At 51.6% G+C, this 20,339-nt stretch carries 21 protein-coding genes and 1 pseudogene; 19 read left to right on the top strand and 3 right to left on the bottom strand.

The window, feature by feature from the left end:
• Window positions 1-78 precede the first annotated feature (78 nt).
• The 12 genes and pseudogenes from EVX52_RS12645 to ruvX all read left to right on the top strand — a co-directional run bounded on the left by EVX52_RS12645 (window position 79) and on the right by ruvX (window position 12,478).
• Window positions 79-582, top strand: coding sequence for a CS1 type fimbrial major subunit (locus EVX52_RS12645; protein ID WP_129991410.1), 504 nt, complete (start codon window positions 79-81; stop codon window positions 580-582).
• An 88-nt stretch (window positions 583-670) separates the two neighbouring features.
• Window positions 671-3,367 carry a TcfC E-set like domain-containing protein gene (locus tag EVX52_RS12640; protein ID WP_129991409.1) on the top strand — a complete coding sequence of 899 codons (2,697 nt, stop codon included), beginning with the start codon at window positions 671-673 and terminating at the stop codon, window positions 3,365-3,367.
• Window positions 3,368-3,636: 269 nt separating this feature from the next.
• Window positions 3,637-4,464, top strand: a pseudogene (locus EVX52_RS12635) (CfaE/CblD family pilus tip adhesin); the annotation flags it as partial.
• Window positions 4,465-4,549: 85 nt separating this feature from the next.
• On the top strand, window positions 4,550-5,704 hold the full coding sequence (locus tag EVX52_RS12630) for a CfaE/CblD family pilus tip adhesin (RefSeq protein ID WP_129991407.1): 1,155 nt from the start codon (window positions 4,550-4,552) through the stop codon (window positions 5,702-5,704).
• Between the two features lie 21 nt (window positions 5,705-5,725).
• A complete protein-coding gene (locus tag EVX52_RS12625; protein ID WP_129953032.1) occupies window positions 5,726-6,469 on the top strand; it encodes a fimbria/pilus periplasmic chaperone in 744 nt (247 codons plus the stop codon).
• A 308-nt stretch (window positions 6,470-6,777) separates the two neighbouring features.
• Complete coding sequence (locus tag EVX52_RS12620; protein ID WP_015698489.1) at window positions 6,778-8,172, top strand: sugar porter family MFS transporter; 1,395 nt, start codon at window positions 6,778-6,780, stop codon at window positions 8,170-8,172.
• A 75-nt stretch (window positions 8,173-8,247) separates the two neighbouring features.
• On the top strand, window positions 8,248-8,769 hold the full coding sequence (locus EVX52_RS12615; RefSeq protein WP_129953320.1) for a SprT family zinc-dependent metalloprotease: 522 nt from the start codon (window positions 8,248-8,250) through the stop codon (window positions 8,767-8,769).
• 93 nt (window positions 8,770-8,862) lie between these two features.
• The gene (endA, locus tag EVX52_RS12610) at window positions 8,863-9,576 is read left to right on the top strand and encodes a deoxyribonuclease I (protein ID WP_129991406.1); all 714 of its coding nucleotides are present in this window, start codon (window positions 8,863-8,865) and stop codon (window positions 9,574-9,576) included.
• An 87-nt stretch (window positions 9,577-9,663) separates the two neighbouring features.
• The gene (gene rsmE, locus EVX52_RS12605; RefSeq protein ID WP_129953034.1) at window positions 9,664-10,395 is read left to right on the top strand and encodes a 16S rRNA (uracil(1498)-N(3))-methyltransferase; all 732 of its coding nucleotides are present in this window, start codon (window positions 9,664-9,666) and stop codon (window positions 10,393-10,395) included.
• Between the two features lie 11 nt (window positions 10,396-10,406).
• Window positions 10,407-11,357, top strand: coding sequence for a glutathione synthase (gshB, locus tag EVX52_RS12600; protein WP_129991405.1), 951 nt, complete (start codon window positions 10,407-10,409; stop codon window positions 11,355-11,357).
• 129 nt (window positions 11,358-11,486) lie between these two features.
• On the top strand, window positions 11,487-12,050 hold the full coding sequence (locus tag EVX52_RS12595) for a YqgE/AlgH family protein (RefSeq protein WP_129953036.1): 564 nt from the start codon (window positions 11,487-11,489) through the stop codon (window positions 12,048-12,050).
• On the top strand, window positions 12,050-12,478 hold the full coding sequence (gene ruvX, locus EVX52_RS12590; RefSeq protein ID WP_129953037.1) for a Holliday junction resolvase RuvX: 429 nt from the start codon (window positions 12,050-12,052) through the stop codon (window positions 12,476-12,478). Before EVX52_RS12595 ends, ruvX begins: the two co-directional genes overlap by 1 nt.
• Here ruvX and EVX52_RS12585 read toward each other — a convergent pair.
• Window positions 12,469-13,491: a type IV pilus twitching motility protein PilT gene (locus EVX52_RS12585; RefSeq protein WP_129991404.1), complete on the bottom strand. Its 1,023-nt coding sequence runs from the start codon at window positions 13,489-13,491 to the stop codon at window positions 12,469-12,471. The genes ruvX and EVX52_RS12585 overlap by 10 nt on opposite strands.
• A gap of 22 nt (window positions 13,492-13,513) precedes the next feature.
• Here EVX52_RS12585 and EVX52_RS12580 point away from each other — a divergent pair, with 22 nt between their 5' ends.
• The 7 genes from EVX52_RS12580 to EVX52_RS12550 all read left to right on the top strand — a co-directional run bounded on the left by EVX52_RS12580 (window position 13,514) and on the right by EVX52_RS12550 (window position 18,576).
• Window positions 13,514-14,251 carry a YggS family pyridoxal phosphate-dependent enzyme gene (locus EVX52_RS12580; protein ID WP_129991403.1) on the top strand — a complete coding sequence of 246 codons (738 nt, stop codon included), beginning with the start codon at window positions 13,514-13,516 and terminating at the stop codon, window positions 14,249-14,251.
• Between the two features lie 54 nt (window positions 14,252-14,305).
• Window positions 14,306-15,127, top strand: a complete 822-nt coding sequence (gene proC / locus EVX52_RS12575; protein ID WP_129991402.1) for a pyrroline-5-carboxylate reductase — start codon at window positions 14,306-14,308, stop codon at window positions 15,125-15,127.
• 90 nt (window positions 15,128-15,217) lie between these two features.
• Window positions 15,218-15,772 carry a YggT family protein gene (locus EVX52_RS12570; RefSeq protein ID WP_112150889.1) on the top strand — a complete coding sequence of 185 codons (555 nt, stop codon included), beginning with the start codon at window positions 15,218-15,220 and terminating at the stop codon, window positions 15,770-15,772.
• On the top strand, window positions 15,757-16,062 hold the full coding sequence (gene yggU / locus EVX52_RS12565) for a DUF167 family protein YggU (RefSeq protein ID WP_129953041.1): 306 nt from the start codon (window positions 15,757-15,759) through the stop codon (window positions 16,060-16,062). The genes EVX52_RS12570 and yggU overlap by 16 nt, the downstream gene beginning before the upstream one ends.
• 34 nt (window positions 16,063-16,096) lie before the next feature.
• A complete protein-coding gene (locus EVX52_RS12560; RefSeq protein ID WP_129991401.1) occupies window positions 16,097-16,705 on the top strand; it encodes an XTP/dITP diphosphatase in 609 nt (202 codons plus the stop codon).
• Window positions 16,698-17,834: a radical SAM family heme chaperone HemW gene (gene hemW, locus EVX52_RS12555; protein WP_129991400.1), complete on the top strand. Its 1,137-nt coding sequence runs from the start codon at window positions 16,698-16,700 to the stop codon at window positions 17,832-17,834. The genes EVX52_RS12560 and hemW overlap by 8 nt, the downstream gene beginning before the upstream one ends.
• Before the next feature lie 40 nt (window positions 17,835-17,874).
• Entirely contained in the window at window positions 17,875-18,576 is a 702-nt protein-coding gene (locus EVX52_RS12550) for a YopT-type cysteine protease domain-containing protein (protein ID WP_129991399.1), read from the top strand.
• 51 nt (window positions 18,577-18,627) lie between these two features.
• On the opposite strand, the gene EVX52_RS12545 is transcribed toward EVX52_RS12550, so the two are convergent.
• Together EVX52_RS12545 and glsB are read right to left on the bottom strand one after the other, a co-directional pair.
• Window positions 18,628-19,359, bottom strand: coding sequence for a DUF2884 domain-containing protein (locus EVX52_RS12545; protein WP_129991398.1), 732 nt, complete (start codon window positions 19,357-19,359; stop codon window positions 18,628-18,630).
• Between the two features lie 24 nt (window positions 19,360-19,383).
• Window positions 19,384-20,310, bottom strand: coding sequence for a glutaminase B (gene glsB / locus EVX52_RS12540; protein ID WP_129953045.1), 927 nt, complete (start codon window positions 20,308-20,310; stop codon window positions 19,384-19,386).
• Window positions 20,311-20,339: the final 29 nt, after the last annotated feature.

Here is a 20,339-nt window from a genome sequence, read left to right as displayed (position 1 = left end):
TTTTCACTGAGAAATCAGCAACACCCTTGTTATAAAAATGCATATTGACATGCACCCTCTACATTAAGGAATTAAACAATGAAATCCGTTATCAAGCCACTGATAGCAACCATGATCATGGGTATGGCAATTAACGCTTATGCTGTTCAGAAAGATATTACTGTAACTGCAAACGTTGATGCCACTTTAGATATGACGACTGACACCGGTGGAATTTTACCTTCCACGCTGGAAATGAATTATAAGCCTGGCATAGGTCTGGAATCCGTTTCACAGATGACCAAAATCTTTTCCAACGATGCTGAAAAAGATGTGAATATTAATCTGGCCGGTAGTCCGCAATTGATGGATACCGTAGGGACTAATCCCAATATCCCCCTGACCGTAAAATACGGTGACCTGACACTGACTCAGGCTCAGCAGACCATGACCGCAACCACGCTGTTCCCGAATGGTGATACCGCTAATGGTTCCATCATCCAGCCTCTTAAAGTCAGCCAGACCGCACAGTCACCTGTTGCTTCCGGTAACTACAGCGGCGTTGTCAGCGTTGTGCTGACTCAGGCAACCGTAACGCCATAAGTGATCACGCGTCTGAATCACTCCACATCGGCCTGTTAATCAGGCCGATTCTTTTCCACTCATCAGATTTTTGAATAAAGGAAAAATAATGAACTCAAATCTGAAAGTGTCTCTCTGCTTTCTGGCCATTCATTTTGCTTTATTCAGCAATCTTGCTTTTGCAGACTCCGGCGTTCCGCCGGGGTTCGAAGAACTGGTCTCGGGCCAGAACATCTGGCTGAACGTCAATCTGCTCGGTCAGTCGGCCGGATTATTTGAAGCCAACGTCACGCTGGAAACCGTACAGTTTAAAGATCCGCAGGCAGTCCTGACCGCACTGAACCTGCCACTAAAACCCGGCACGCCGGATTATCAAAAAATACTGGCAACCTTATCTGCACCGCTTGCACGACATGGCAACCTGGCCTGTGACAGCAATGCGGACGCCAAAGGATGCGGTTATCTGGAAACTGATTCGGTGGCCCTCATTTATGATGAAAATAACAGCGCAGCCGACCTTTTTGTCAGCAAAACACTGGTGCCTGATGCTGATAAAAAAGCCCTTTATTATACCCCGACAGCGCAGACGGAAAATGCGTTAATTCATCAGCAAACACTGAACGTGGCGGCACAGGATGAATACCAGAGTCTGTCTTTACAGGGCTCCGGCGCACTGGGCGTGCTGACCAACGGTTACGTGGGTTTTGACTGGTCACTCGACTCTTACAAAAGTGACGACAGTGACAGCCAGACAGTGTCAGTGGATGATTTCTATTTCCGTCAGAGTTTGGGCAAACGCCATTACGTGCAGGCCGGACGTATGGATTCCCGTGATCTCTCCGGCAATCTCGGCGGCAATATTACCTTCGCGCTGTTACCGCTAAATGCGATTGACGGCATCCGCGCCGGGAGTTCCCTGAGCTACCTGAACCTTGAAGAGGCCAGCAAAGGTTCGCCGCTGGTGCTGCTGCTTTCCAGTAAATCCCGCGTCGATGCCTATCGTGGTAATCAGTTGCTGGGCACTTTCTACCTTAATAACGGTTCGAATACGCTGGATACCGGTAGCTTCCCCAACGGAAGCTACGCGGTCACCCTGAGAATTTATGAAAATAACCAGCTGGTACGTACCGAGACTCAGCCTTTTACGAAAACGGGCGGGATCGGCGACGGGCATCTGCAATGGTTTTTACAGGCGGGAGAAACGGCAGACAATCACGTTGTTCGCACCACCGGTGACGATGAAAACGACAGCACACCGCGTAAACCTGTAATGCAAGCCGGGGCCCGCCTGCCGGTAGTTGCCGAAGTTACGGCCACTGCGGGTATCGCCAATACAGATAATGAAAGCTACGGCGAAGCGGGTCTGCAATGGACTCACGGCTTTAACGGAAAAGTGATCGACGGTGTGCTGGATATGCAGGCCAACGTTTTCAGCGGCACCGACGGTTCCGATGGTAACGTAGAGCAAATCAGCTATAACGACGGCTTTTCCATGAGCGTTTACCGCAATGCCGCTTACGGTAAAAGTTGCACCAGTGCGCAAGTCAGTCAGTACGATTATGCTGATATTGGATGTTACGAATCCATCAGCGGCACCCTTTCCGTGCCGGTCAAAGGCTGGTCGGCCTCGCTGGGATACACGTACAATAAAAATACCAGCCTCTCGCCGGACTCGTCGTCATACGATCCTTCAAAGCCTTTTGAAGACAACATGATTAACCACACCGAATCGCAAAGTACATCCAAAACCCTGCAACTGAGTCTGAACAAAAGTTTCACCTGGAAACAGATGACCGTCACCACGCGGTTTGGCGGATATCGTCGCGAAAGCAGCAGCAACAGTGATAATGACAAGGGTATATATATCGGTTTTTCACTGTCACGGAACACGCCGAAAGATGCGCAGTTGCGCAGCAGCAACACTTCCTTCAGCACCGATTATCAGGGCAGCCAGAATGGCGATGCGCAGATGACCTACAACGCCAGCCAGAACTGGGACTGGGGGAGTAACAATGAGCGCGAACTGGGTATTGATATGGGGGGTACGGATACTGACAACGCTAACGCCTCGGTTCATGGCCGTCTCAACGGGCAATACGGCGATGGCGAACTGACCGTTTCCGACAGCTATGATAATCAGCAAAAAACCCATCAGGGAGCGGTAACCGGCAGCTACAGCTCTTCCGTTGCGGTATCTACATCCGGCTTCTTCTGGGGGCCAGGCGGTACCGGCTTACCGGGTGCTGCGGTAGCCGTGAAGGTGAAAGGCAGTAATGAAGAAGATGCCGATGCCGCAGATGACGCGCTGATCGACGTTTCAGTTCAGGGCGGCGGTGGCGCCAAAATGAAACAAAACAGTAAAGCCCTGTTCCCGGTGACCGGTTTTGAAGAAGGCAAAGTGACCGTCGATGAAAGTCGTGACGTCAGTCCCGGTAGCCAGGCCAGCATTACGCAAGGCGCGGGCAGCCAGAATTTATTCCTTCTGCCGGGGAAAATGAAAGTGCGCGAAGTGAAAATGGAATCCCGTTACACCTACGTCGGCCAACTGGTTACGGCGACAGGTGAACCGATTAATAAAGGCAGTATGCTCAATGCCAGCGCGTTCAGTTCTTCAGAAGATGGCGGATTCACGGCAGAAATGACCTCTCAGGCGAAAAGTTTGTATGTCCGTAATGGCGATAAGAATTATCAATGCGCAGTAAACGTACAGTCGAGCCGTGATGTGGTGCGTTATGTGGGTAAAACCCTGTGTAAACCGATTCAGTTTGCGGATTTGCCAGAAAATATACAGAAGAAAAACAAATGAAACTTATCCCGTTTTTTACATCATTAGTTCTGCTATGCCTCCCGTTGATGATGGTATCAAATGCCCATGCAGATCGGGTTGAGCCAACGGGACGTGATACGACCATTACAACCACTTTCGATAAGTCTGCTCCGCCGTCAAAGCTCGATATCTGGAAAGAAGAAAGTGGAGGCTACGATACAGACAATCCAAGTCTGTGGGCGAGAAATTCATGGGTGTGCCTCTCTTCAAGCTCACCTGAGAACGGGCAATGCCGCACCACTCCAGTCTGGGGTGGGAATGGTATCCAATCGATACCCATACTATTTCGCGAAAAACGAAGCCATTTAACACAAATAATTAATATTAGCGGCTCACACACCCTCCCTTCTTGTGGCGTTCATCTCAGTGATGCAGCTTTATATTGTACCGGAGACTATGAAACAAAAGCTGATTTTTATATCAATGCTGCCGACCTCGCCAAACTGCCTGTTGGCGGAGTCTGGCAGGCCGAGTTCAAAGTTGTACTGATGCAATGGGATAGTCCAAGAAATTATCCTTTAGCAGACTGGAACGCTCATATCACCCTCAATGTTACCGACAATAATAACCAGCAAATCTATTTGCCCGAATTTGGCCAGGCTGCACCACGTGTAGATCTTAATTTGCGCCCGCTGCCGGGTACTCATGGTAACCAGGCACAAATGAACGGTGCTGCTAATATTGATATGTGTCTGTACGATGGTTATGGCTCAAACAGCACCAGTTTTACCCTGAAATTTGACGATCAGCAGCAGGGAACGACGCAGCGTAATAACGGTTATTTTTCTATTTACTCGGATCACGGCGACGTTAATCAGGATTCGGGTCGCATTGATTATTACGTGAAAATGCAAGCCCCCGACGGTAAATATGTCAGCATCATACGTGGCGAGGATCTGGTCATCCCTAATATTCAGACAGCCCGCGTCCGGCCGGTGCACCTTCCGGGGATCCCGCAGGCGGTATTATGCATACCTGCGCCACTGGAATTAAGTACCAAGACTCTGGATATCAACAGCAAACAAGCCGGGCATTACACCGGGCACCTGATTGTGAATTTTACCTCGCAGCTTTAGGTAAAGGGGTATCCCGCAACGCCGGAATAAAAGCAGGCCATTACTGAGAAGATGACGAGCCCGTCAGAAAACACCTGGGAATAAAATGAAACTCACCACTTGTCTGACATCATTACTGCTCCTGCTCAGTACTTCGTTACTGACAATGCCAGACGCGTATGCGGAGCGGGTAGAACCTACAGGGCGTGATACCCCCGTTATCGCAACATTTGATAAATCATCGCCACCTGCGCAACTAGATATCTGGAAGGATGAAAGTGGCGGTTATGATTCCGATAACGATTCGTTATGGGGAAGAAACACATGGGTTTGCCTGTCCTCCTCAAATCCAATCTATGGTCAGTGCAAAACGACAGTAACCGGCGTAGAAGAGGGAAATACCCTCATTCCTATTCTTTTTACTGAGCAAAGAAGCCATATGACACAGGTGATAAATCTTACGGGATATCATAAAATTAGCGTATCAGTAGGAAATGGCTGTTGGGCTGCAGGGATAATTGGAGGTCCCTATCAGGTTTATGCAGCCATGGAGAAAAACTGCGGGGGTGTAAAGCACAATGATGAATCTTTATTAACGGTTTATGTGACAAGTCAGGAATTGCAGAAACTACCCACTGGCGGGATCTGGGAAGCCAATCTAAAAATGAACTTAATGCAGTGGAGCCCGGCAGCTAAACTCGCAGACTGGAACGCCCGTATCACCCTCAACGTCACTGACAATAATAACCAGCAGATCTATTTACCCGAATTTGGCCAGGCTGCGCCGCTGGTGAATTTAAATATGCGCCCGCTTCCAGGCAACGGCATTAACAAAATATCTGTTATCGGTAGCGCGAGTATTGATGTCTGTCTGTACGATGGTTACAACGCCAACAGCAGCGCGTTTATGTTAACGATAAACGATAATTATACCGGTCAGGGAAACCGAACAATGATGGATTTTTCTTTGGTCCGTGAGGGAGGCAATGCGAGTAATGACAGAGATCGTATTGATTATGTAGTTGATATTCTCAACCCTGATACCAACACGATACAGACCGTAGCGCGTGGAACACAGATGACGTTCACCAAAATACAGCAGGCTCACATACGTCAGGTACATTTGCCGGGTCTCCCCCAACCCGTGATCTGCGTGCCGGCTCCTCTCACATTGAGTACCCAAATGTTCGAGATTAATAGTAAAAATGCCGGCGGATATCGGGGAACGCTTGAGCTTAATTTCACACCGTCGCTTTATTAACCTCACAGAAGGCCTATTCGCATGCTGCAAAATCCCGGGCTCACCTCTGGCCTCAAAATACTCTCACTGGCGACCCTGGCGGTTCCGGTCTTATGTTCTGCCAATATCACCGTTTCACCGATGAAAGTCATACTTAACGATCAGCATGCCGCCGCTCTGGTGATCAGTTCTAAAAGTGAAACAACTCAGTACATTCAGGGAAAAATCAACGAGGTGCATAACCCCGGTACATCTGAAGAAAATGAAACGCCTGCGCCGCAGGGAACATCCAACAGTCTGGTGGTCTCGCCACTAAAATTTGGCTTACCCGCCGGTAACAACCAGCCGGTAAGGATCGTAGTTCTCGGCGACAGCAATGAAGAAAAAATCTACCGCGTACATTTTCAGTCTCTGACACCGGAAGAATTTAAAAACACAGGCAGTAACAAAAACTTCACCAGCGACCTGAGTCTGACCATCGTATGGGGCGTGGTGGTCATGGTGCCACCCGCCAAACAGACTGCAAAACTGGGATGGGATGCGTCCGCTCAGGAAATAACCAACACCGGCAATATCCACCTTCTGGTAAATCGCATCGGGTTGTGTGCCAGCGACAAACCTGAGGCGCAATGTCAGTGGAAAGTTCTGAAAAAAAACGTCTATCCGGGTAAACCTTTCCCGCCCGGGCTTTCTTTTCCCGGTTCAGTTTCTTCCGAAAATGTGAGGATTGAGTATTTCAACGATTACACTCAACGGCAGGAAACGGAAAATTACCCTCTCAGATAATAGCGATAATGAAAACGGTTACAGGCAATAATTCATTATTAATTAACAAGTTATTTTCATATGTAAAAGTTTGATACACAGTATTGATTGATATAAATCAATTTGTAAGCTATTAATCTTAGGTGCCTTCCCTTCCTGTTACGCTATCCGTTTGAAACCCTTAAAAAACAAGTCACCCGACCACCCCTATTAGTGTAAACGATTACAACACTGTGACGGGGCTCACGTTAAGCCGTGTGCAGGGTTAATAACATAACAGCCTAAGCATTATTACAAACTCAACACGATTGCATTATTTTGGAGACCGGATGAATAACTCAACATCGACGAAAGGAAAGCGCTCAAACAAAAGCGTCACTTTCTTTGTCTGTTTTCTCGCTGCCCTTGCCGGACTGCTGTTCGGCTTAGATATCGGCGTCATCGCTGGTGCCCTGCCCTTCATCAGCCATGATTTTCAGATAACCAACCACCAGCAAGAATGGGTGGTCAGCTCAATGATGTTTGGTGCCGCCGTCGGTGCTGTCGGCAGCGGCTGGCTGAACTTCCGTCTGGGCCGTAAATTCAGTCTGATGATCGGCGCGATCCTGTTCGTGGTCGGCTCCCTCTGTTCCGCCTTTGCACCTAACGCAGAAATCCTGATTGTCGCCCGCGTTCTGCTGGGTCTGGCGGTGGGGATTGCCTCTTATACCGCGCCGATTTATCTCTCGGAAATTGCACCGGAGAAAATCCGCGGCAGTATGATTTCGATGTACCAGCTGATGATCACCATCGGTATTCTGGCGGCGTATCTGTCTGATACTGCGTTCAGCTATACCGGGGCATGGCGCTGGATGCTGGGCATCATCACCATTCCGGCATTGCTGTTACTGGTCGGTGTCTTCTTCCTGCCGGACAGCCCGCGCTGGCTGGCTGCCCGTGGCGATGATGGAAAAGCGCGCCGCGTACTGGAGAAACTGCGTGATTCCAGCGAACAGGCGAAACGCGAGCTGGATGAAATCCGTGAAAGCCTGAAAGTAAAACAAAGCGGCTGGGGGTTATTCACCAATAACAAGAACTTCCGTCGTGCGGTCTACCTCGGCATTCTGTTGCAGGTGATGCAGCAGTTCACCGGTATGAACGTGATCATGTACTACGCACCGAAAATTTTCGGGATTGCCGGTTTCGCCAGCACCTCTCAGCAGATGTGGGGCACGGTAATTGTCGGTCTGGTGAACGTGCTTGCGACCTTTATTGCCATTGGTCTGGTTGACCGCTGGGGTCGTAAACCGACGCTGAAACTGGGCTTCCTGGTGATGGCGGTAGGGATGGGCGTGCTCGGTACCATGCTGCATATTGGTGTGGAATCCGATGCGGCGAAATACTTCTCCATCGCTATGCTGCTGATGTTTATCGTCGGTTTTGCGATGAGTGCCGGCCCGCTGATCTGGGTACTGTGTTCTGAAATTCAGCCGCTGAAAGGCCGCGATTTTGGTATCACCGTCTCCACCGCAACGAACTGGATCGCCAACATGATTGTCGGCGCGACCTTCCTGACCATGCTCGACAGCCTCGGCAATGCCAACACCTTCTGGGTGTATGCAGCGCTGAATGTCGTGTTCATCTTCATTACCATTGCGCTGATCCCTGAGACCAAAAACGTCTCGCTGGAACATATCGAACGCAATCTGATGAAAGGTGAAGCACTGCGCGACATCGGTAAGTAAGCGTTTCCTTCCTCCCCTGCAAAGGGGAGGAATTCCATATTGCATCTCTTCCCCGCCAGATTTATCCTTCGCCTGATGAAAACCACACGTCTCCCCATTGCCCTGCAACAAGCCGTTATGCGCTGCCTGCGGGAAAAGCTCCTGATGGCAAATCAGTTTTTTGGCACCGATTATACGGAGCCGGAGATAAGCTATCAGCAACGCGGTACCAGCGCGGGAAGCGCGTATCTGCAACACTGGCAAATCCGGCTTAATCCGGTGCTGCTGATGGAAAATCAGCAACCCTTTATCGACGAAGTTGTTCCGCATGAACTGGCCCATTTACTGGTCTACCGCCGCTTTGGCCGCGCGCCTGCGCCGCATGGTAAAGAGTGGCGCTGGATGATGGAACATGTGCTGGGTGTGTCAGCGAGCAGAACACACAAGTTCGAAGTCGCGTCCGTACAAAGTAAAACCTATCCGTATATATGCGCCTGTCGTGATCACCGGCTTACCGTGCGGCGCCACAATAAAGTAATGCGAAAAGAGTCGGAGTATCGCTGCCGTCATTGCGGTGAACTGTTACGTTTTAACGCTAACGGCAGTACTAATTGCTGATTTATCAACCACTCATTAGCAGCAAAGTCCCATTGTCACGACGCCTTTCATCCGTTACCCTTCCGGCCTTTTAGTTTCGGGGCTTTCAGAAATATGTTTCGTAAAAAGTTCTTATCTTTTCTGTTTATCGGTGCGCTGGCACCGCTGAGCGCGTTCAGCCAGTCCGGCAATGCCATTAATAATTTCAGTCAGGCCAAGGTCGCCGCTGTTAAAATCAATCAGGGCGCGCCAACATTTTATTGCGGCTGCACTATCCACTGGCAAGGGAAAAAAGGCACACCGGATCTGCAATCCTGCGGCTACGCAGTACGTAAAAGTGAACAACGCGCCAACCGGATCGAATGGGAACATGTGGTTCCCGCCTGGCAATTCGGCCACCAGATGCAATGCTGGCAGGATGGCGGGCGCAAAAATTGCGCAAAAAGTGCCAGCTATCGCCAGATAGAAACCGACCTGCATAATCTTGAACCGGCCATTGGCGAAGTGAACGGCGACCGCAACAATTTTATGTACAGTCAGTGGAACGGGGGTGAAGGTCAGTATGGCCGCTGCGAAATGAAAATCGACTTTAAAGCCAAAGCCGCTGAGCCGCCAGCCCGCGCCCGGGGCGCTATCGCACGTATTTATTTCTACATGCGTGACCAGTATAAATTGAATTTATCCCGCCAGCAGACGCAGTTGTTTACCGCATGGGATCGCCAGTATCCGGTGACCGCCTGGGAATGCGAACGCGACAACCGTATTGCCAATGTGCAAGGCAATCATAACCCTTACGTTCAGCAGGCTTGCGCGCAAAGAAAAAGCTAACCTACTATAGAGCACAATAGTCAGCGACAGGGCTGGCAACAGTTGCCAAAATAGCCCACATCAACATTTTAAGGACAGCAGCCATACATGCGCATACCCCGCATTTATCATCCGGAAATCCTGACCGCACGTAGCGAAATTGCGCTCAGTGAAGATGCCGCTAACCACGTCGGACGCGTTCTGCGTATGCAGCCCGGTCAGGCGATTCAGCTTTTTGATGGCAGCAACCAGGTCTTCGAAGCCAGCATCACTCAGGTTGATAAGAAGAGCGTGCGTGTCAGTCTGAACGAAGGCGTGCTGGCAGATAATGAATCCCCGCTTAATCTGCATCTTGGCCAGGTGATATCGCGTGGCGAGAAGATGGAATTCACCATCCAGAAATCCATCGAGCTGGGCGTCAATACTATTACCCCGCTGTTTTCAGAACGTTGTGGTGTAAAACTTGACGGTGAACGTCTGGAGAAAAAATTGCAGCAGTGGCAGAAAATTGCCATCGCGGCCTGCGAACAATGCGGCCGTAACCGTATCCCGGAAATTCGCCCGGCGATGCAGCTTGAAGCCTGGTGTGGCGAACAGGACGATAGCCTGAAGCTGAACCTGCATCCGCGCGCCAGCCACAGTATTAATACCCTGCCGCTGCCGGTGAGCCATGTTCGCCTGCTGATTGGCCCGGAAGGCGGTTTATCCGCTGACGAAATTGCAATGACCTCCGGCTACGGATTTACTGATATCCTGCTGGGACCCCGTGTTCTGCGTACAGAAACCACAGCACTCACCGCGATAACGGCCTTACAGGTTCGTTTCGGCGATCTGGGTTAAGAGGAAACCAAATGATTAAGCTTGGCATCGTGATGGATCCGATCTCTTCCATCAACATTAAAAAAGACACCAGTTTCGCTATGTTGCTGGAAGCGCAGAGTCGTGGTTATGAACTGCATTACATGGAAATGAATTCCCTGTATCTGCGCGGCGGCGAAGGCCGTGCGACCACTAAAAAACTCAGCGTGAAGCAGGATTACGACGGCTGGTATGAGTTTGGGACAGAGCAGGATATCGCCCTGCAGGAACTTGACGTCATCCTGATGCGTAAAGATCCCCCTTTCGATACCGAATTTATTTATGCCACGTATATCCTCGAACGTGCCGAAGAAAAAGGCACGCTGATCGTCAACAAACCACAAAGTCTGCGCGACTGTAACGAGAAGCTGTTCACCGCATGGTTCCCGGAACTGACGCCGGATACGCTGGTGACCCGCAATGCAGCGCAGCTGAAAGCCTTCCATAAAGAACACACCGACGTGATCCTCAAGCCGCTCGACGGCATGGGCGGCGCTTCGATTTTCCGTCTGAAACCGGAGGATGCGAACGTCTCAGTGGTGATTGAAACCCTGACCGAACATGGCAGCCGTTTCTGCATGGCACAAAACTATCTGCCTGCAATCAAAGACGGTGATAAACGTGTTCTGGTGGTCGACGGCGAACCGGTACCTTACTGCCTGGCGCGTATTCCCGCACAAGGCGAAACCCGCGGTAATCTGGCGGCTGGCGGCCGTGGTGAAGCACGCCCGCTGAGCGAAAGTGACTGGGCAATAGCCCGCACCGTAGCCCCTGTACTCAAACAAAAGGGCCTGATTTTTGTTGGTCTGGATATTATCGGCGATCGCCTGACGGAAATTAACGTCACCAGTCCGACCTGCGCACGTGAAATCGAAGCCGCCTTCCCGATTTCCATCACAGGCATGCTGATGGACGCCATCGAGAAACGTCTGGCTGCAAAGTAAGCGCAGATTAACATCGGTAAACGGGTTGTTCAGCATTAGCTGGATAACCCGCTTTTTTTGGCAAGCCTGACGTAATAAACTGGCCTGCCTGCACTGATATCTATTCTGAGGTTAAACATCCTGCATAACATGAATCTACAACACCACTTTCTTATTGCGATGCCTGGTCTGGATGAACCCCAGTTCAAACGTTCGGTCGTGTATATCTGCGAGCACAATGAAGACGGCGCCATGGGCCTGGTGATTAACAAACTGGTCGACGATTTTACGGTTGAAAACGTGCTCGACAAACTGGACATCACACCCGAACCCCGTGATCTGAGCATTCGTCTTGATCGCCCGGTTTTTTCCGGTGGCCCGCTGGCAGACGATCGCGGTTTCATTTTGCATACGCCGCGCGAAGGTTTTGGCTCCAGCATCCGTATCTCTGACAGCACCATGATCACCACCTCCAAAGATGTACTGGAAACACTGGGCACCCCCGCTCAGCCGAAAGATGTGCTGGTGGCGCTGGGCTATGCCGCCTGGGAACAGGGCCAGCTGGAAAAAGAATTGCTGGAGAATTCGTGGCTGACCATTGAAGCAAACAGCGACATTCTGTTCCGTACACCGATTGCTGACCGCTGGCGAGAAGCGGCGAAAATGATCGGCGTTGACGTCGGGCAACTGGCCACCCACGCGGGGCATGCATAATGGCAAACCGCACGGTTTTTGCTTTCGACTTTGGTACTAAAAGTATTGGTCTGGCTATTGGCCAGGAAGTGACCGGCACCGCCCGCCCGCTGACCTCGTTTAAAGCGCAGGACGGCACACCAGACTGGCAGAAAATCGAAAAGTTGCTGAAAGAATGGTTGCCGGATCTGGTGGTTGTGGGTTTACCGCTGAATATGGACGGCACAGAACAACCCCTGACGGCCCGTGCACGTAAATTTGCCAACCGTCTGCATGGCCGTTTTGGCGTCCAGGTTGAACTGCATGACGAACGTCTGAGCACCGTCGAAGCCCGTGCTGATTTGTTCGATCGCGGCGGTTTCCGTGCGCTGGATAAAGGCAGCGTGGATGCTGCTTCCGCCGTCATTATTCTGGAAAGCTGGTTCGAGAAACAATGGAATCACTCCTGATTTTCCGCCAGTAATCCCGCACATTGCCGCTGCTGACGGCTTTGTGCAAACGTCTGCATTCCGGCCTGTACACCGGTTTGCAGGATATCCGCCAGCTGATGGGTTTTTCCTTCGCGAATTAAATTGCACACAGCAGGCGTGGACGTCAGTACTTCAAACAGCGCTACCCTTCCCGTTTTTTTACCGTCTTTTTCTGCCGACACCGCCAGTTTTTGCGCAATCACGGCCCGCAGGCTGCCCGCCAGTTGCGCACGGACAAACGCTTTTTCTTCAGCCGGAAATACATCAACCAGCCGGTCAATCGCCTGCGTGGCGTTGCGCGCATGCAGTGTTGCGAGAACCAGATGTCCGGTTTCCGCCGCCGTCAGCGCCAGCCGGATACCCTCGGTGTCGCGCAACTCACCAAGCAGCAAAACATCCGGGTCTTCACGCAGCGCACCGCGTACGGCTTCGCCAAATGAACGCGTATGCAGCCCGAGTTCACGCTGCTGAATCAGACATTGCCTGCCCGTGTGAATAAGCTCGATCGGATCTTCCAGAGTAATAATATGGCGCTTCACATGGCGGTTGAGATGATTAATCAGCGCGGCAAGAGTGGTAGATTTCCCGCTGCCTGTCGCGCCGGTGACCAAAATCAGGCCGTCTTCCTGCATAATGACGCGTTGCAAGATATCTGGCGCCAGCAAAGCAGCCAGTTCAGGACAACGGGCAGGCACCGGTCTGAGTGCCGCAGAAAGCCCGTGCAGTTGCTGAAAGATATTGATCCGTACCCGTATGCCATCGCCCAGTGAAAGCGCTTTATCCACCTGCCCGGCCTGCTGTAAAGCATACTGCTCCGTCGCATCCAGCCACTCACGGGTCAGCCCCAGCATCTGCGAGGCATCGACCACCGGCAGATCTTCACAGCGGCATAATTCTCCGTCAATGCGTAACACTGGCGGATAGCCAGTACAAAGGTGCAGATCTGAGGCATTTTGCTTTACACTACGTCCCACTAATCCATCAATATCCATGTTGAAATCCTCCTGAGTCCCTATGAGCCTTAGTCAGCAAAACGCTATTGAGCAGAACTTACAGAATGTCCGTGAGAAAATCGCCACAGCTGCACACCTTTGCGGCAGACCTTCAGAAGAAATTACCCTGCTTGCAGTGAGCAAAACAAAACCTGCGAGCGCTGTCGAAGAAGCTATTGCCGCCGGACAACTCGCGTTTGGCGAAAACTACGTGCAGGAAGGCGTTGATAAGATTGCCCACTTTGCCGGACATCAGCCCGCGCTGACCTGGCACTTTATCGGGCCGCTGCAATCGAATAAGAGCCGCCTGGTGGCGGAGAATTTCGACTGGTGCCATACCATTGATCGCCTGAAAATCGCCCAGCGACTGAACGAACAGCGTCCGGCCGGGTTACCGCCTTTGCAGGTGCTGATTCAGGTAAACATCAGTGATGAAGCCAGCAAATCCGGCATCGCAATCGGTGATATTGCAGAGCTGGCCCGCCAGATTATGACGATGCCTCACTTGTCATTGCGCGGTCTGATGGCCATCCCGGCAGTGGAAACGGATTATGCGCGACAGCTTGAAGTGTTCGGCAAAATGCGTGAGGCACTGAAAGATTTGCAACGTATTTGTCCGCTGGCCGATACGCTGTCGATGGGGATGACCGATGATATGCCTGCAGCGATTGCGGCTGGCAGCACGATGGTTCGCATCGGGACCGCCATTTTCGGTGCCCGTGATTACGGCGTAAAACAGTCACCGTTATCTTTGGATTGACTGCTTTACTCTTGATAGGCTCAATTCAGCCCCCATTAAAAGCAAGGAGCATGAATGCAACATCGCAAAATCAGTTTTATCGGCGCCGGTAATATGGCGGGCGCAATTATTTCCGGCCTGGTCGAAAGCGGCTATCCGGCACATCTCATCAGCGTTTGTGCCCCGTCCACCACGCATCGCGATGCGCTGGCTGAAAAATATGGCGTACAAAGCAGCAGCGATAACAGCGGCTGTGCAAAAGAGGCAGATGTAGTGGTTTTGTCCGTAAAACCACAGATGATGGCCGATGTGTGTAAAGCACTGCAAAAAGACGTGGATTTTAGCGACAAGCTGGTACTGTCGATTGCCGCAGGCGTCAGCGTGGCGCGTTTTTGCGAGTTGCTGGGAGAAAATCTGAATATTGTGCGTATTATGCCCAACACGCCCTCCCTCGTCGGGAAAGGCATGAGCGGCCTGTACGCGCCTGTTCAGGTATCTCAGGCAGACCGTGATTACAGTGGCGAACTGATGACCGCCGTCGGCAAAATTTGCTGGGTCGATACCGAAGAAGGTATTAACCATGTGATTGCCGCCGCAGGCAGCGCACCGGCGTATTTCTTCCTGTTTATGGAAGCCATGCAGGCCGAAGCGCAGCGTCTGGGTTTCAGCGCTGAAACCGCACGGATGCTGGTTGAGCAAGCTGCCAGCGGTGCCAGCGCCTTAGTAGCCGCCAGCCCGGACACGCCATTGTCACAACTTCGTGAGAATGTGACATCCAAAGGCGGTACGACGTTTGAGGCGCTGAAGGTTTTCACCGACCGTAAATTACCGGAGATTGTTTCCGAAGCCATGCAGGCCGCCATTGCCCGTGCGCAGGAAATGGAAAAACTGTTCTGACAAGAACGAATAATAAAATATGACTGTCTAAAATCATTCGCGTTGCGGCAACGCAGAAGCAACCCGAAAGACGAAGGGCATAGGAGAATTATGTTAACGCTGACTTTTCTGGTCAAAACACTGATTGATCTCTACGTGATGGTTCTGCTGCTGCGCATCTGGATGCAATGGGCACGTACAGATTTTTATAACCCGTTCTCACAGTTCGTGGTGAAGATTACTCAGCCCGTTATCGGACCTTTGCGCCGGATTATTCCGCCGCTGGGCCCGATTGACAGTGCAAGCCTGTTGCTGGCTTTTATCCTTTGCACGATCAAATTTCCGCTGCTGTTGCTTATCCAAAGTGGTGCCATCTTCTTTGGTCTGAGCAGCTTGCTGATTGGCCTGATAGGGCTGGTCAAAGCCGCGGGTTATCTGGTGTTCTGGCTGGTGATTATCCGCTCTCTGATGAGCTGGGTGAGCCAGGGACGCGGGCCGATGGATTACCTGCTGATGCAACTGACCGAACCGCTGATGGCACCCATCCGCCGCATCCTTCCGGCCATGGGGGGAATTGATTTCTCGGCGATGGTCGTGATTCTGATCCTGTATATGCTGAATTATCTCGGTATGGATTTGCTGGGTGCACTGTGGTTCCAGCTTTAAGTCCGGCGTTCTGGCAATCCGATGCGCTGGTTTTGCGGCTGGTTATCCAGCCCAAAGCCAGCCGCGACAGCCTGGTGGGTTTGCATGGCGATGAACTGAAAGTCGCCATCACTGCCCCGCCGGTGGACGGCCAGGCCAATACGCATCTGGTGAAATTTCTTTCAAAACAGTTTAAAGTCGCCAAAAGTCAGATAAGCATCGAAAAAGGCGAGCTGGGCCGCCATAAACAAGTCCGCATTACGAATCCGCAAAATATCCCGACCGAGGTCGCGGTACTGCTCGCTGAATAACTTCAAGTCAGATTCATTTCAGGACATTATTTTTATGAAGAAAGTCGTTTTAGCTACCGGCAATGCCGGTAAAGTGCGTGAACTCGCGCATCTTCTGGCTGATTTCGGCCTGGACGTGGTGGCGCAAACCGAACTGGGCGTCGAATCCGCTGAAGAAACCGGCCTGACGTTTATCGAGAACGCCATCCTGAAAGCCCGCCATGCAGCGGCTGTCACCGGCTTGCCGGCCATTGCCGATGACTCCGGCCTGGCGGTGGATTTTCTCGGTGGTGCGCCGGGGATTTACTCCGCCCGCTACGCAGGCGCTGACGCCAGCGATCAGCAGAACCTCGATAAATTGCTGGTGGCACTGAAAGATGTGCCCCAGGGCCAGCGCAACGCGCAATTCCACTGCGTTCTGGTGTATATGCGCCACGCAGAAGACCCGACGCCGCTGGTGTGCCACGGCAGCTGGGCGGGCGAAATTACCTTTGCTGAAGCAGGCGAAGGCGGCTTTGGTTATGACCCGATTTTCTACGTACCGGAACTGGGGAAAACCGCTGCAGAACTGACCCGCGAAGAAAAAAGTGCAGTTTCCCACCGGGGTCAGGCACTGAAACTGCTGCTTGCCGCGATGAAAGAGGCTGTACAGAAGAATGCGTAAGTTGCCGCCGCTGAGTCTCTACATTCATATTCCGTGGTGCGTGCAAAAATGCCCTTACTGCGATTTCAACTCGCACGCGTTAAAGGGTGAAGTGCCGCATGACGATTATGTCGCGCATCTGCTGGCCGATTTGGATGCCGACCTGCATCTGGTCGGCGGGCGCAGTGTGGGGACGATTTTTATCGGCGGCGGAACCCCCAGCCTGCTGAGCAGCGAAGCCATGCAGACCCTGCTCGACGGCGTCCGGGCGCGTTTGCCGCTTGATGCCAATGCTGAAATCACCATGGAAGCTAACCCCGGCACCGTCGAAGCCGACCGCTTCAGCGGCTATCAGCGCGCCGGTGTGAACCGTATTTCCATTGGCGTACAAAGTTTCGATGCGCAGAAACTGGAGCGTCTGGGGCGCATTCATGGGCCTGATGAGGCAAAGCGTGCGGCATATCTGGCGACCAGCCTGAATCTGCGCAGCTTCAATCTCGATCTGATGCACGGTTTGCCGGATCAGACACTGGAAGAAGCGCTGGACGATTTGCGCCAGGCTATCGCGCTTAATCCGCCGCATTTGTCGTGGTATCAGCTGACTATCGAGCCGAATACGATGTACGCCTCGCGTCCGCCTAAACTGCCGGATGACGACGCGCTGTGGGATATTTTCGAACAAGGTGATCAGTTACTGACCGCTGCCGGTTACCAGCAATATGAAACCTCGGCCTACGCTAAACCAGGTTATCAGTGCCAGCACAACCTCAACTACTGGCGCTTCGGCGATTATCTCGGCATCGGTTGTGGTGCGCATGGCAAGCTGACGCAGCCCGACGGGCAAATCCTGCGAACCGTGAAAACCAAACACCCTCGTGGCTATATGCAAGGACGCTACATGGACAAACAGCATCCGGTCGAAACTGAAGATTTGCCATTTGAATTCTTCATGAACCGTTTTCGTTTGCTGGAAGCGGCACCCCGCGAAGAGTTTGGTTTGTATACCGGGCTGGATGAATCGGTGATTCGTGCGCAGCTTGATGACGCGATCGCCAAAGAATATCTGCTGGAAACCGACACGCACTGGCAGATCACCGGCAAAGGGAAACTGTTCCTGAACTCACTGCTGGAGCTATTTCTGACTGAGTAATATAAGTAATTTACGTTGATAATTAACACAAGGATGTTATATGCGTTTCAAAAAGGTTATGCAATTAGCCACTGCAACCCATTGTTCTGATTATTCTTTATTTCATCAAATCAATTATCTGGATTTAAGCAATGCCAGACACCAGGTTCCTTTCTTGCGGCAGGGATATTGGCAAAAAAATATCATGCCGCCCAGTAAAAAAACCATCCAGCATGGCCCGGGTGGAGCCTGCCTGGGATTAGTACTGACGTATGCCCAGAAAAGAGGGAATTATCATGCATGGAAAAACTATGTTCTGGGTGCCGAAGGCGCAAGCGTAGTCAGGGGAATGACTAATATCGCATTGTTATTTTCGGAAATGAAAACCTATAACGATTTTCATCTCAGAGAAATGTGCCGGCCTCTGGGTTTAGATCTTTTTGACGTCTTAAAAAAGAAAAACCCGAGATCAGAAACCACTGAGGCAGGAACTTCCAGTCTCACTGATGTCGCGGCGCGTGAAATCGTTTATTCATGCGTGCCGGGTAGAGTTGAGTATTTAAGTATAAGAATGAGTAACGCAGGCCACGCGATGGGGTTATTCATTTCCAGGGACCGATATAAAGTATTTGATCCCAATTTAGGCGAATTTATCTTCAAAAAGGAAAGTGATTTAATCACCTTCCTTCAGGGGTTATTCACGACTTTTTATCCTGATATTAAACGCTGGTCGCTTTACCATATGGTGAATACCACACACTAATTTCGTCTTTATCGCCTCTTTAGGTGTTTTAAAGAGGCGATAAAATGACTGTTATCTGAGCGCCGCCAGCAGGGCTTTGTGCTGAGTATCCAGATTCGTCACACGCTTACAGACGTCATCGCCAAAGGTTTTGAACTCTTTTTCCTGCTTGTTCCACTCTTCCTGAATGGCTTGCTGCAGGCCGCCAAGATTCCCCATCATTGCCTGCAGCGGATTTCCGCCGCTGGTCGCCTGTTTGAGGCCCATCTCGTTGATGCTGTCCTGCATCACACCGCCCATGGTTTGCTCCATCAGCTTCTGACCATTCTGCTTAACCTGATCCACAGCTTTATGGTGGAAGGTCAGGCCGTCAGTACGATGCTCGATGATGAGGTTCATTTGCTCTTTCAGTTTTTTATCGAGTGTCACCAGTCGGTTACGCACGTTGCTGTCGGCGCCCAGTTTCTCGACGATCACCCGGTCAACCGCCACGCGGCCTTTTTCAAGATGCGCCGTTGCTCCCTGATCAATCCACGGCAGGTCACGGCGTAAACCGGCCTGATAGTCGATTGCTTCCTGACGCTGTCTGGCGCTCAGGGTCATGTCTTTACCGTTGAGGGTCACGTTACCATTGGGGGTGATCAGCAAATCACCGCTGTTACCGACCACCTGAACGGTCTGCGGCTTGATGATCACGTCATCTTTAGGCTGTACGGCACATTGATAATCAGCCTGCGCGCTCCACGCGCTCAGCGCCAGCAATGCAGCAAGTCCGGCTTTTACCACTCCACTTTTTACTAACATGTACTCTCCCTTAAGACAGCAAACTCAAAAAATTGAACGGCCAATACGTTGCGCCAGTAATTCTAAGGCAGCAATACCTGCCAAAGAGTTCCCTGCCGCATCAAGTTCCGGCGACCAAACCGCGATACACATTTCCCCCGGCACGACGGCAATGATGCCACCGCCGACGCCGGATTTACCCGGCATTCCGACGCGATAAGCGAATTCACCCGCACCGTCGTACATTCCGCTGGTCACCATCATTGCATTAATCTGCCGCGCCTGGCGGGCATCGATGAGCGGTGTCTCGCTGCCGAGCGGATGGCCTTTATTGGCCAGATACACAAAGGTGCGCGCCAGTTCTTCACAACTCATCCGCAGTGCGCAGTAATGAAAATAAGTATGCAAAACGGTGATGACATCGTTGTCGAAATTACCAAAAGACTTCATCAGATAAGCAATAGCGGCGTTGCGGTCGGAATGCTCAAACTCGGAACGCGCAACGTGCCGATCGTAGTTGAGATCTGCCGATCCGGCCAGCTGACGTACCACTTCCAGCATTCTTTGCTTGGGTGCAGACAGACGGGTTTGCAGCATGTCGCAAACCACCAGCGCGCCCGGGTTAATAAACGGGTTACGCGGTTTTCCCTGCTCAAGCTCAAGCTGTACCAGGGAATTAAAGGGCTGCCCCGAGGGCTCTTTACCGACGCGCTGCCAGATTTCGCTTTCCTGATAGCGGGTCAGCGCCAGCGTCAGGCTGAGGACTTTAGAAATCGACTGGATCGAGAAACGCATCCCGGCATCACCGGCACGAAAGATTTCTCCTTTCGTGGTACACACGGCGATGCCTAAATGATCGGGGCTGACTTCCGCCAGCGCAGGAATATAACCGGCGACTTTACCGCGACCTATCAGCGGCCTGACCTGCGCAAGAATATCTTCCAGCAAATTGTTATCAAGTTCAGTACCCAATGCCCAGCCTCCAGATGTAACAAAGGTGC

Source organism: Rahnella sp. CFA14(1/10) (assembly GCF_004195095.1).
Classification (GTDB): Bacteria; Pseudomonadota; Gammaproteobacteria; order Enterobacterales; family Enterobacteriaceae; genus Rahnella; species Rahnella perminowiae.
The sequence above is the reverse complement of the archived record's forward strand: the minus strand, read 5'-3'. Positions and strand labels throughout refer to the sequence as shown.